Origin of the sequence: Aquirufa echingensis (genome assembly GCF_042714525.1) — a bacterium.
In the GTDB taxonomy this organism is placed as follows: Bacteria; Bacteroidota; Bacteroidia; order Cytophagales; family Spirosomataceae; genus Aquirufa; species Aquirufa echingensis.
In genome coordinates, this window is record NZ_JBBKYA010000002.1 from 466,985 (window position 1) to 478,721 (window position 11,737).

At 42.1% G+C, this 11,737-nt stretch carries 12 protein-coding genes and 1 riboswitch; of the genes, 5 read left to right on the top strand and 7 right to left on the bottom strand.

Annotated elements, in window-relative coordinates; all coding sequences use genetic code 11:
• Nucleotides 1-28: 28 nt before the first annotated feature.
• Together nusA and SKC38_RS04670 are read right to left on the bottom strand one after the other, a co-directional pair.
• Nucleotides 29-1,276, bottom strand: a complete 1,248-nt coding sequence (gene nusA, locus SKC38_RS04665; RefSeq protein WP_377975521.1) for a transcription termination factor NusA — start codon at nucleotides 1,274-1,276, stop codon at nucleotides 29-31.
• Between the two features lie 18 nt (nucleotides 1,277-1,294).
• Nucleotides 1,295-1,834, bottom strand: coding sequence for a ribosome maturation factor RimP (locus tag SKC38_RS04670; RefSeq protein WP_377975522.1), 540 nt, complete (start codon nucleotides 1,832-1,834; stop codon nucleotides 1,295-1,297).
• A 148-nt stretch (nucleotides 1,835-1,982) separates the two neighbouring features.
• Here SKC38_RS04670 and SKC38_RS04675 point away from each other — a divergent pair, with 148 nt between their 5' ends.
• A complete protein-coding gene (locus SKC38_RS04675; RefSeq protein WP_377975524.1) occupies nucleotides 1,983-2,516 on the top strand; it encodes a DUF4833 domain-containing protein in 534 nt (177 codons plus the stop codon).
• Nucleotides 2,517-2,546: 30 nt separating this feature from the next.
• Here the strand turns inward: SKC38_RS04675 and SKC38_RS04680 are convergent, their stop codons facing one another.
• Nucleotides 2,547-4,487, bottom strand: coding sequence for a TonB-dependent receptor plug domain-containing protein (locus SKC38_RS04680; RefSeq protein ID WP_377975526.1), 1,941 nt, complete (start codon nucleotides 4,485-4,487; stop codon nucleotides 2,547-2,549).
• A 75-nt stretch (nucleotides 4,488-4,562) separates the two neighbouring features.
• Nucleotides 4,563-4,756, bottom strand: a riboswitch (cobalamin riboswitch).
• A 128-nt stretch (nucleotides 4,757-4,884) separates the two neighbouring features.
• On the opposite strand from SKC38_RS04680, the gene SKC38_RS04685 reads away from it, so the two are divergent.
• From SKC38_RS04685 to SKC38_RS04695, 3 genes are read left to right on the top strand one after another with little or no spacing between them, the layout of a single operon-like run.
• On the top strand, nucleotides 4,885-5,448 hold the full coding sequence (locus SKC38_RS04685) for a DNA-3-methyladenine glycosylase I (protein ID WP_377975528.1): 564 nt from the start codon (nucleotides 4,885-4,887) through the stop codon (nucleotides 5,446-5,448).
• 3 nt (nucleotides 5,449-5,451) lie between these two features.
• Nucleotides 5,452-6,186 carry a polyprenol monophosphomannose synthase gene (locus tag SKC38_RS04690; protein WP_377975529.1) on the top strand — a complete coding sequence of 245 codons (735 nt, stop codon included), beginning with the start codon at nucleotides 5,452-5,454 and terminating at the stop codon, nucleotides 6,184-6,186.
• Entirely contained in the window at nucleotides 6,186-6,728 is a 543-nt protein-coding gene (locus SKC38_RS04695; RefSeq protein ID WP_377975531.1) for a CopD family protein, read from the top strand. Before SKC38_RS04690 ends, SKC38_RS04695 begins: the two co-directional genes overlap by 1 nt.
• Here SKC38_RS04695 and smpB read toward each other — a convergent pair.
• The 4 genes from smpB to SKC38_RS04715 form a co-directional block, all read right to left on the bottom strand.
• The gene (gene smpB, locus SKC38_RS04700; protein ID WP_377975533.1) at nucleotides 6,718-7,179 is read right to left on the bottom strand and encodes an SsrA-binding protein SmpB; all 462 of its coding nucleotides are present in this window, start codon (nucleotides 7,177-7,179) and stop codon (nucleotides 6,718-6,720) included. The genes SKC38_RS04695 and smpB overlap by 11 nt on opposite strands.
• Before the next feature lie 58 nt (nucleotides 7,180-7,237).
• Nucleotides 7,238-7,828 (bottom strand): OmpH/Skp family outer membrane protein, encoded by a 591-nt coding sequence (locus tag SKC38_RS04705; RefSeq protein WP_377975535.1) that lies wholly within the window; start codon nucleotides 7,826-7,828, stop codon nucleotides 7,238-7,240.
• A gap of 78 nt (nucleotides 7,829-7,906) precedes the next feature.
• Nucleotides 7,907-8,245 (bottom strand): hypothetical protein, encoded by a 339-nt coding sequence (locus SKC38_RS04710; RefSeq protein ID WP_377975537.1) that lies wholly within the window; start codon nucleotides 8,243-8,245, stop codon nucleotides 7,907-7,909.
• 5 nt (nucleotides 8,246-8,250) lie between these two features.
• The gene (locus SKC38_RS04715) at nucleotides 8,251-10,677 is read right to left on the bottom strand and encodes a penicillin acylase family protein (protein ID WP_377975538.1); all 2,427 of its coding nucleotides are present in this window, start codon (nucleotides 10,675-10,677) and stop codon (nucleotides 8,251-8,253) included.
• A gap of 129 nt (nucleotides 10,678-10,806) precedes the next feature.
• On the opposite strand from SKC38_RS04715, the gene SKC38_RS04720 reads away from it, so the two are divergent.
• Nucleotides 10,807-11,736: a N(4)-(beta-N-acetylglucosaminyl)-L-asparaginase gene (locus SKC38_RS04720; protein ID WP_377975540.1), complete on the top strand. Its 930-nt coding sequence runs from the start codon at nucleotides 10,807-10,809 to the stop codon at nucleotides 11,734-11,736.
• Nucleotide 11,737 lies beyond the last annotated feature (1 nt).

The window sequence follows — 11,737 nt, forward strand, 5'->3', positions numbered from 1 at the left end:
AAAAATCTTACTCGATACAGCGCGTGCCTTATTCAAACTCAGAACGTAAAATAGACAAGATCTCCTCAATGGTTCCCTCTTCTAATTCCGTTCTACGCTCTAATTCTTCTTTAGATAAAGCCAAAACTTGCTTCGCTGTATCCAATCCAATCTTGTGAAGCTCATCCAAAATCCAAGCCTCAATCTCATTGGAGAATTCTGTCAATTCTACATCCTCATCATCCATCTCCTCTTTCGGTACATCACGGAATACATCAATCTCGTATCCAACTAATTTACCTGCCAATTTAATGTTTTGACCTCCACGACCAATCGCCATAGAAACCTGATCTGAATTCAAATAAACCGAAATACGACGACGCTCTTTGTCAATGGCCATCGAATTTAACTTCGCTGGGCTCAAGGTACGCGCCACCAATAATTCTAAATTATCTGTGTAATTAATTACGTCAATGTTTTCATTCTGCAATTCGCGAACAATGCCGTGAATACGAGAACCTTTCATCCCCACACAAGCTCCTACTGGATCAATGCGATCATCAAAGGACTCAACAGCCACTTTCGCACGCTCACCTGGTTCACGAACAATCTTACGAATCGAAATCGTTCCATCATAAATTTCTGGAATTTCTTGCTCGAATAAACGCTCTAAGAATACCGGAGAAACACGTGATAAAATGATACGAGGCGTACCATTCGACATTTCAACTTTATGAATGACTGCACGAATCGTCTCACCTTTCTTGAAACGATCTTTTGGAATCATTTCACCTTTTGGTAACACTAATTCATTGTCTTCGTTATCTAACAAGATCAACTCGCGACCTAAAATTTGATATACTTCAGAAGTCACTAACTCCCCTACCAAATCCTTGTACTTGTCATGCAAGCCTTCTTTCTCAATATCTTTGATACGTTGAATCAAGGTTTGACGAGCAGTTTGAACCACACGACGACCGAAGTCTTCCAATTTGATTAATTCCGCTACCTCTTCACCAATCTCAAAATCCGGCTCGATCAACTTAGCTTCCGCCAAAGGTATTTTATCAAAATCCCAAATATCTTCTGAGTTATCGTCCACGATTTCGCGCGTACGCCACATCTCTAAGTCACCACTTTCGGGGTTGATAATGACATTGAAATTTTCATCGGAACCGAATTTCTTGCGAATCATCGTACGAAAAACCTCTTCCAAAACCGAAATCATTGTCGGCTTGTCAATGTTCTTCTCCCGAGCAAAATCTGAAAATGACGAAATTAATTCAACACTGTTCATTGCTATCCTTACGTTTTTTTATTGAAATGAAACTTGTACTCTTATTTTATCTATCGCTGTTAAACCAAACATAGTTGGCTCCTTCGCTACCACTTTACGATGCTTTAACGTCTTTTCCGTCAACACCTGAATCGAATCCGCCGTATGCCCTTGCAAGGTCCCCATAACGGTTTCCCCATCCTTCAACCACACTTTCACCGTCCGACCCGCATTCTTTTCAAACTGCCAACCCTGCGTCAAAGGGAAATCCAATCCTGGCGATGAAACTTCTAAATTATAAGCTTCCTCAATCCAAAGATTTTCCTCGATGTGATGGGCCAACTTCCGGCTCATCAATGCGCAAGCATCAATGGTAATCCCTTCCATGGTATCCACAAGAATCGTCACCAACGAGCGCTTGAGTCCCTTGCTTATCGACAAATCCACTAAAAATATAGGACCATCACCGATATACTCTTGAATCCAACCGTTAATCTTCGTTTTTAAATCTTCCATCAATACCTTGAAAACAAAAAGAGGGATTAAAAACCCCTCTTCTTTCTTAAATTTCCTTGGCAAAGGTAGGCAAATTTTTCCAAAATCCAACATATCAGCATAAAGTCGCTTATATCAGAACAAACAAATGCTCATTTTGTCCAAAATATTTCACTAATTTCGAAGCTACATTTTAGCTATTTCAAATAAGAACCTACCCACAACCTAGTACATGAATCGCATCTACCTACTTGTGCTTTTTACCTGCACCTTGCTTGCTTCCCAAGCAAACCCGGCAGATCGATTCCCTACCCCACCCGATTCCCCCATTCGCCTGTTTTACATCCAACGAAGCTCCAATGCGAATACGGTTGTTTACGATGCCAATTTACTGACCAATAAATCGCTAAATGCGAAAGATCCCGTGCACACCTATTGGATTCGCTATGGCGAAAAAGGGCAAAAAGAAGAACTAAGCACCATCCAACGGACATTGGCCTATGGCCTTTATACCGATGCGATCAAATCTGATGCCAATGCTTTTGAAGGCTATTTTCTAGCATATCGTAAACGTAAATTCGTCGTCAAACTAGACTCACGAGGCGCGCCCATCGCCCTATTCCCCATAAATGGGAAATTACAAATCCTCAAGCGCGTTTTTGTTAGCGTCGACGAAAGCCACATGATGCCTTCTGTTAACTACATCGAACTCTTTGGTAAAGATCCAATCTCCGGAAAAGACGTATACGAACGCTTTAAACCCTAAAAAAATAGCCCCTTTCGGAGCTATTTTCAATTAAAAAGTACCTAATAAACTTAGCTGCAAATTACGCGGCTGCCCTGAATACCCATACATTTCTGTCGGCAAATGATTCAATACATTTTTCAATATTGCCTGTACTCGCCAGCGCTTATTCAATGAATATGTCGATTGCAATTCCGTCCATACATAGCCCGGCAAATTCACGCTCTGCGTTTGATAAGTCGCATCATCGTAATAATAGTCGGTACGTTCACCCACATATTGAGTATACACACTCGCCGACCACCTTTTAGTCAATTGCTGATTTACTCGTAAAGAAAGCTGATGTTTAGGTCTACGTATCAGCGCAGAATAGGTTGTATCCTTTCCATCAATCTGATTGTGCATCTCGCCATCCAAATATGTATAGCCTAATTCCGTAGCGAATCCTTTCCAGGCGTAACGCGCCTCTAACTCAATTCCACTCGTGTTCTGCTTGGACACATTGGCATAACGTCCATAAGGCTCAACAGCAATCGACTGAAACACAATTCCATCCTGAACATCTTGTTGGAACCCTACCAAACGAACATAAAGCGCCCCCATATTCTGCTCAAAACCCGCTTCAAACGTTTTGCCTTGTTCCGCTTTCAGGTCTTTATTTCCATAAGGTGAATAAAGCTGATATAAGGAAGGTGCTTTAAAACTGCTATAATAATTCGCAAACAATTTCCCCTTTGGCCAAAGGTATAAATACGGATTTACATGGTAGGTCAAATTATTCCCATACAACGAATGATTACTTAAACGGCCACCTAACTCCAAACCCCAAACATCTTCCTGATGCTTTTCAAAAGTCACATAAGTCCCCAATAATTGAATATTTGCCAAAGAAGCTGCTAAAGTAGGAGAATCATAGCGACCATACGCACTAATCGAATAATCGCTTTGAGCTGTCGACTGATTCCGAAACTCGACTCCGGCCACTGTTTGAATTCCGGCAGGCAAATGCCATTTCACATAGCCTTCAGCTCCTTGATTCAAACCTACATAGGCCGATTCGCTGTAATTTGACCAAGCATTCGCGGGAATGTCTGTCGAATCATTTCTGAAAAAGCGATGCGTAATATCTTGAAACAGGCGAACAAATAAATCCCCTTGCACAAATTGCTGATGAAATTGACCACGAAAGGCATGATTCGAAGCATTCGCCGTATAATCTCGCTCATCCATGAAAGGACCACCATCCAAACTCGCCTGGTAAAATTCACTTTGATAATACAAATCCCAGTCGGCATGCTTACCTATCGTACTCCCCAGATTCAACCGAATGTTTTGTTGGCCCATCCCATCTTTCTCCAACTGATTTGCTGCGGCAGAAAAACCTTGGGTTTGAAAGTTTTTCAGGGCAAGACCCATGCGCAAACTTTTGATTGTTTTCTGAATTTGAAAAGCCTCAGCATGCGTCCCTAAGCCACCTGCTTGTAGGCTGAGAGATGAGCCTGATTTTCGGGTAATTAAATTAATCACACCGGCCATTGCATCCGAACCATACAGCGTAGATTGTCCGCCCTTCATGATTTCGATTCGTTCCAAACTTCCCAAATCAATCAAATTCCAATCCAACACCGAGGAGATGTGTGAAGGGTCATTGGCCGGAAAGCCATCGATCAACAACAGGACATTGCCTGTATTCGAACCGCGGACGTAAACTTCCTGATTACTTCCGGGTGCACTGCGGGCGCCTACAATGGAGACCCCAACGCGCTCTTGCAATAATTCGCCAAGATTTTTCCCCAGACTTTGTTGGATTTGTTCTTGACTAATGATGGAAACTACTTTTCCAGTTTGGCTTAATTTAGCCGGATACTTGGAGGCTTTCACTTGAACTTCCGTTAATAAGGAATCCGGGCGAATAGCCGTTTTCGCTGCATACACGGTAGGTAGGCATGCGAATGAGAACGCTGTCAAAAGCGTCAATCGAATGTTGAACATGTTTTTTTGCCCTTTCGGGCGATCAAATAAAAAGGTAATCGAACGCTCAACCCCATCGCATCCTCCGTGATACAAGGTTAAGAATCATCTAAGGCAGGTCTCCTGACTCAATTCCGTTTCTTTTCTGCCTTCCCAGCCGAAGCCAGTGACCTGAAATGAAAAGCATTATGGAATTTCACAGTTGCGGGGACAGTTTAAGTATTACACTAAATTCCCTATTAAGTAACCTACGCAGAAACGCAGGCAACACCCTAAACTGTTGCAAAATAACGATAAACTGATAATAATACCTAACCATGCCGCAATGAATAAAAATTTAGCAATTTTTGTGAAAGACTATTAAGCCAATATAACCCCAGGTTTTAACCTGGGGATTTACCCCAAACCTAATCACCACATGACCACTCCCACACGCTGCACCTGGCCCGGAAATGACCCACTCTACATCGCTTACCACGACCAAGAATGGGGCAAACCGCTACATGATGACCAACAATTATTCGAACTCCTCGTATTGGAAGGATTCCAGTCGGGCCTATCCTGGATCACCATCTTGCGAAAGCGCGAAAATTTCCGTGAGGCATTCGCTCAGTTTAATCTAACAATTTTAAGCAATTGGTCAGATGCGGAATTATCGAATTGCCTTCAAAACCCAGGAATCATCCGAAATCGGTTAAAAATCGAAGCCGTTCGGACGAATGCACGCGCTTTTATCCAAATTCAGGAAAAATTTGGTAGCTTTGACCGATTTATATGGGATTATGTAGAGCAGCATCCCATCACGAATCAGTTTACCGAGCATAAGGATTTACCCGCTCAAACAGACTTGTCTGTTCGCATCAGTAAAGATCTCAAGAAATTAGGTTTCAAGTTTGTGGGCCCTACCATTTGTTACTCTTTCATGCAAGCCGCAGGCCTAGTAAACGACCATATTACAAGCTGTTACTGTTACAAGAAATAACCTATGAATACGCGGATCGTCATCATTCCGACTTACAATGAAATTGAAAACATTCAAGCCATCATCGAGAAGGTATTGAGCTTAGAGCCTGTTTTCGACCTTTTGATTGTGGATGATGGTTCCCCGGATGGTACGGCGGCATGTGTGAAAACACTCCAACAAGCACATCCGGATCGCATTCACTTACTCGAACGCAATGGAAAATTAGGCCTTGGAACTGCCTATATCGCGGGTTTCAAATATGCCTTAGAAAAATACTACGAATATATTTTCGAAATGGATGCCGACTTCTCGCACAATCCCGATGATTTAGTGCGATTATACGATGCTTGTGCAAATCAAGGAGCATTTATGTCGATAGGCTCACGATACATCAATGGGGTGAACGTGGTCAATTGGCCCATTGGACGTGTTTTAATGTCTTACTTTGCTGGATTTTATGTGCGTTTCATTACAGGCATGCCTATTCAAGACGCTACAGCGGGATTCGTTTGTTACCGAAGAATGGTATTAGAAACTATCCCTTTGGATCAAATTAAGTTCATCGGATATGCTTTCCAAGTAGAGATGAAATTCACCACGTGGAAATACGGATTCAAGATGATTGAAGTCCCTATCATCTTTACAGATCGTACCAAAGGCGAAAGCAAGATGTCGGCAAATATCTTCAAAGAGGCAATTTTTGGGGTGATTCAGTTAAAAGTTAACAGTCTATTCAAACGCTATCAAGCTAACTAATGGATTATAATTTCCTAAAATCATTGCACATTATTTTTGTCGTGAGCTGGTTCGCAGGATTATTCTATTTGCCACGCTTATTGGTTTACCATGTGGAAGCGCAAGATAAAGACGTACAAGCCAAAGAAATTTTATCGAAGCAATTCGAGAAAATGGAAAAACTACTTTTCAACGCCATCATGATTCCTGCGATGTGGCTTACTTGGTTGACGGGCCTTTCCATGATCTACCTAACCTGGTGGGATAATTTTCATGCGCATGGTTGGCTTCATTTAAAATTAGCCTTTGTCGTTTGCATTACCATCTACCACTTTGTCTGCAGACACCTCATTTGCAAATTCCGAGCAGCCGAATTCATTTTAACAAGTGGCCAATTGCGTCTATTCAATGAAATTGCAACCATCCTATTAGTCGCGGTCGTATTCTTAGTCATTGCTAAAAATACCTTTGATATGGTTGTGGGAATCGGGGGATTTATTGCCTTTGCCATTGTGATTATGGCGGCCGTGACGATCGTGAAGAAAATTCGATCTAACGCATAGAACGGTCCATTTCACGCTTGATATCTTTTTCTTTGATATCATCTCGCTTATCAAACGTCTTCTTTCCTTTCGCTAATGCGATGTTCAATTTGGCATAACCTTTATCAGAAATAAAGAGTCTTGTAGGAATAATCGTCAAACCCACATTTTTCAACTCTTTCTGCAATTTTGTCAGTTCTCTTTTAGATAGTAATAGCTTGCGGTCGCGCAAGGGATCATGATTGAAATGTGTGCCTTCGTCATACATGGAAATATGCATGTTACGCACAAACAACTCATCCTGAAAGAATATGCAATAGGCATCAGTTAAATTCGCTTTGCCCTGACGAATGGATTTTATTTCAGTACCGGTCAAAACAAGTCCAGCCGTGAAGGTATCCAAGAATGCATATTCGAAGGATGCCCGACGGTTTTTAATCTCAACTTGCTTTTGGATTTTATCCTTTGCCATACCGAAATAAAAAAGCCACACAGCTACGAGGCTGCGTGGCTCCTTAAAAATTTAAAATCTATTTCTCAGCTTTCTTCGCTGCGTATTCTTTGTTCAAACCGTCAACTAACTTCTGAGTTACATCAACAGATGGATCTGCGAACAAGATACCACCACCAATTTTAGAATAACCTAAAACGAATTCGTATTTGTTTTCTTTGTTCACCTTTGCGATATAGTCACGAATGTTGTTGTATAACTCTTCGTTTTTCTTCGCTTGCTCTTGACCTAATTCAGCCTGCTTTTGCTGTGAATATTGTTGCAATTCAGAACCTTTTTTCTTCAAGGTCATATCTGCAGCTTGCAATTGTGCTTGTGTCATCGCAGCCGCACGTTGTTGGATCGCTTGAAGCTCCGCTTGCAATGCACGCTCTTTTTGACCTAAGTCTACTTGTAAACGATATCCTTTATTTTCAAACTCTTTTTGAGCGTCTTTGTAAAATTGGTAATTCGTCAACAATGAATCTGAATTAACAAACACGATGCGCTTGCCTTCAGCAGTTACGCCTGCTCCTGCAGAACCAGCACCTGTCGTAGGCTTGAAGAATGAATAAGCGACAGCAAGTGTTAAAACTGCTAACCAAACGTAAGAGATACTTGAATTTTTCACGGGTTTAATTTTAATTATAAATGGATTTAATGGTAAATATACAATCTATGCTTTGATTGTCCTAAATTTTTAAAAATTCTATCGCAATCGCGCGCCTGCCCAAGCCCAAAAGCCCAAAAAGATTCCTCCAATGAGCCCTGTAACCAAATAAAGTAAACTGACACTTCCCTGTAGCGGCAACAAAGTAGCCATCCGCACCGGCAAGGCACTTGGATTCGAATAATTCAACCACCAAGCGGAACCGCCCCAGAGCAAAAGCCCCGAAAGAAAGCCAACTGTAAAGGCACTTTTAACAGGAAATTTCAACAAATAGGCCAAAACGCCCGCCTGAATTCCCATGGCATACCAAGGCAAATATAGGCCTGCGAGTGCGCCTACAATGATTAATATGATGATACGTAACGTATTGCTCTGCATGATGATTATTTTGATAAAGTGATTGTCTTGCGAATGCGACTTGATGATTGATTCGGGTTTTCTAAGAATAACAAGGGACGAAGTTCGCCTTTGGCCCAAGTATCAATTAAATCATCGTAATGCACACTGCCTGGATTTCCCGATTGGCCCCCTGGGTAAACACCATAAGCTTTTGGATTACCTGTTTTCGATAATTCAACGATGAATCGCCAAGATGGACCCATCTTTGTCGTTGCTGCGTTCACAATGGAACCGCCCCCACCGATGGGAATATTTAAACGACTTAAGGCATCCATACCCGGAATTAAGTGGCGAACACCCGTTTGTTTGTGTTTGTACCAAGCCCACGCTGGCCCCATCGGACCATGGTGTTTCACCAAGGTATCTACCGTTGCCTGGAAAGAAGTGGAAATAATCTGATCCATCGTCTCCTTCTGACCTTTTGTTTTAACATTATCCCACCAACGTGCATTGGCTTCATGTTCAATTAAATGAATCGTACGATCTATCGCCGGCCGATTCATCGGAACCTTTTCGTCGGCAGAAAATTCATCATCCCATAATGCCGCTTGTAAATTGAGCACCCATGTTTCAAAAATTGTTGCGCCAATCGACTCCGGCGCATTCTGCAAATTCCAACCTTTTAATACCCCTAAAGCCTGATTATTTGATTTCACAGAACGCATCAACAAAGGCAATAATTTTCTTGCCCGAATATTGAAGTTATCATTTTGCAATCCGCGCAAGGAGTCAATGGTCACTTTTTGCATTGCCGCCAAGCGTTCATTGATTCTTCGGCCACGCTCGGATGGCGCATATTGCCAACCTAAATAATACGGATAACTCGGATCTGTTGAGAATTGATTCGCAGAACTAACGAATCCTCGAGCTGGATTTTTGACATGTGGATTATGCGCCTGTGGAATAAATCCTTTCCAGTCGGCCGCTGCATCCGTCCCATCCATCAAATACTTTCCTTGCAATTTCGACTTCAACGGAAACTTTCCATTCACCCAAAGCGCAATGTCACCTTCGTTACTCGCAAAAACAAAGTTTTGAGCAGGAGCTGAAAAATAGCGCAATGCCTCCGCGTAATCCGTGTAATTTTTAGCACGGTTCAAACGATAGAAAGTGGTTAGCTCTTGTGATTTCTCATGAGCAATCCAGCGTAAAGCGTGTCCCACGGGGATGTTGGGTTTAAACGCCTTTTCATGACTTAAATAAACGACGGGACCATGGTGAGTAAAAAACACGGTGTCGACAAAATCTTTTTTGCCTTTAATTTTAAAGGTTTCAATCCGCAATTTGGTTTTTTTCCACTGACCATCATGCCAATATTCCAATTTAGATGCGTCCTTAAATTTCACTTGATACCAATCCAATACATCGGAACCAACGTTCGTCACGCCCCAAGCAATATTTTTATTGAAACCCGTAATCACGTTGGGCGTACCCGGCATCGTAGACCCATACACATTGACACCCGGCGCAACCAATTGCACTTGGTACCAAATAGAAGGCAAAGACAAGGTTAAATGGGGGTCATTTGCCAAAATAGGCATCCCCGAAACCGTCTTATTTCCAGAAACTGCCCAGTTATTTGAGCCGATATTCGGATCCTTTTCAGGTGTTTGCATCGCACTTCCTAAGCCGATAAAATCTTTAGGAGCCGCTGGAATGGGTACAGGTTTAAAATCTACCGGCGTTCCAGAAGGAATAATCGGACTCTCTTCAAATGGATAATTCGGAAATAAATCTTCTGCCACTTCCCGACCGTATTGTCGGAGGATATTCGTCATTTTCAAATCATCCGTGCCAGAGGCTAATACGAAAGACATATTTTTCAAAAACAAAGCACTTTTGATCGGTGTCCAAGGCTCTGGTTTATAATTCAAAAGTTTATATTCCAAAGGCAACTCACGCTCAGAAAGTGAAGCGATGTAAGCATTAATCCCATCCGAATAAGCCTCCAATGCTACCTTAGCTTGCGGGTCTTGTTTCATTCCTTCAAAGGATTGTTCGGCACCATAAACGGAGCCCATGCGACGTTGGAATTGATCCGAAGCCAAACCTTTTTCGCCCACAATTTCAGAAATTCGACCACCGGCAAAATGCGTTTGAAACTCCATTTGCCACAAACGATCTTTGGCAGTTACATATCCTTGCGCTAAAAATAAATCGTGGTCATTTTCGGCAAAAATATGTGGGATTGCCATCTCGTCATATACAATCTTCACGGGCTTCAATAAGCCAGGAATATTCAATTCTTCTTCACTCATTTCCTCAGATCCAGCCATTTCAGCATTAATCCAAAATCCATGATAAGGGCTTAAAAGTTTACCAAATGGTGGAATTGTCCCCCATGAATTGTCCCATCCAATCGTAACCAAAATAGCTAAAATCAGAGGAATAATAGATTTAATGAATTTCATTTGCGGATATAAATAGGAGAATAATAATTTTTCGAAGAATTTTTTCTATTTTAGAAAGACAATTTTACGCAATAGTTATACAATCAACAAATAAATTATCTTTAAATAAAATTCGTTAAATCAACATCCATGAGAAGAAGATCATTTTTACAAACGGCAGGTTTACTCGGTGTTGTTAGCAAAGTAGACATCAAAAATCCCGAACCTGTCATCATCGCAACTTGGAAAAATGAAGCAGGGACGAAAGCAGGATATGACAAAATATTACAAACAGGCAAAGCACTTGACGGCGTAGAAGCTGGGGCTTGGGTCCCTGAAGCTGACCCTAATGAAACGACCGTGGGCTATGGGGGTTACCCCGATCGAGACGGCCATGTAACCTTGGATGCTTGCATCATGGATCATTTGGGCAATGCGGGTTCGGTGACCTTTTTGGAAGGCATCATGCACCCCATTTCGGTGGCGCGGGCTGTTATGGAAAAAACGCCTCACGTCATGCTTTCCGGCGAAGGAGCCTTGCAATTTGCACTTTCACAAGGTTTCAAAAAACAAGATTTATTAACCGAAAAATCCCGCAAAGCCTGGGAGGAATGGAAAAAAGTGGCCAAATATGAGCCCAAAGTGAATATTGAACGCCATGATACAATTGGCCTGCTAGCCTTAGGAAAAGCAGGGGAAATCGCTGGAGCCTGCTCAACAAGCGGGATGGCATTTAAAATGCACGGTCGGGTGGGTGATTCGCCCATCATTGGTGGCGCTGTATTTTGCGACGATGAAGTGGGTGGTGCCTGCGCGACAGGTTTAGGCGAATTTGTCATGAAAACCTTAGGGTCCTTTTTAATCGTCGAATTCATGCGCCAGGGCATGACACCCCAACAGGCTTGTGAAGCAGCGATTATGCGGATTGTGAAGCGCTATAAATACCAAGAATTCCAAGTGGGATATTTGGCGATCAACAAAAAAGGGGATGTAGGCGCCTATGCTATCCAAAAAGGATTTAATTATACGATTACTAAAAACGGCATGACCCAAGTCATTGAAAGTGCCTCATACATCTAGC

Excerpts from the sequence above, each read along its gene's own strand:
- SKC38_RS04710 (WP_377975537.1), bottom strand. The coding sequence starts at position 8,245 with ATGCAGAGCAATACGTTACGTATCATCATATTAATCATTGTAGGCGCA.
- SKC38_RS04675 (WP_377975524.1), top strand. The coding sequence starts at position 1,983 with ATGAATCGCATCTACCTACTTGTGCTTTTTACCTGCACCTTGCTTGCT.
- SKC38_RS04680 (WP_377975526.1), bottom strand. The coding sequence starts at position 4,487 with ATGTTCAACATTCGATTGACGCTTTTGACAGCGTTCTCATTCGCATGC.
- SKC38_RS04720 (WP_377975540.1), top strand. The coding sequence starts at position 10,807 with ATGAGAAGAAGATCATTTTTACAAACGGCAGGTTTACTCGGTGTTGTT.
- smpB (WP_377975533.1), bottom strand. The coding sequence starts at position 7,179 with ATGGCAAAGGATAAAATCCAAAAGCAAGTTGAGATTAAAAACCGTCGG.
- SKC38_RS04690 (WP_377975529.1), top strand. The coding sequence starts at position 5,452 with ATGAATACGCGGATCGTCATCATTCCGACTTACAATGAAATTGAAAAC.
- SKC38_RS04685 (WP_377975528.1), top strand. The coding sequence starts at position 4,885 with ATGACCACTCCCACACGCTGCACCTGGCCCGGAAATGACCCACTCTAC.
- SKC38_RS04695 (WP_377975531.1), top strand. The coding sequence starts at position 6,186 with ATGGATTATAATTTCCTAAAATCATTGCACATTATTTTTGTCGTGAGC.
- SKC38_RS04715 (WP_377975538.1), bottom strand. The coding sequence starts at position 10,677 with ATGAAATTCATTAAATCTATTATTCCTCTGATTTTAGCTATTTTGGTT.
- nusA (WP_377975521.1), bottom strand. The coding sequence starts at position 1,276 with ATGAACAGTGTTGAATTAATTTCGTCATTTTCAGATTTTGCTCGGGAG.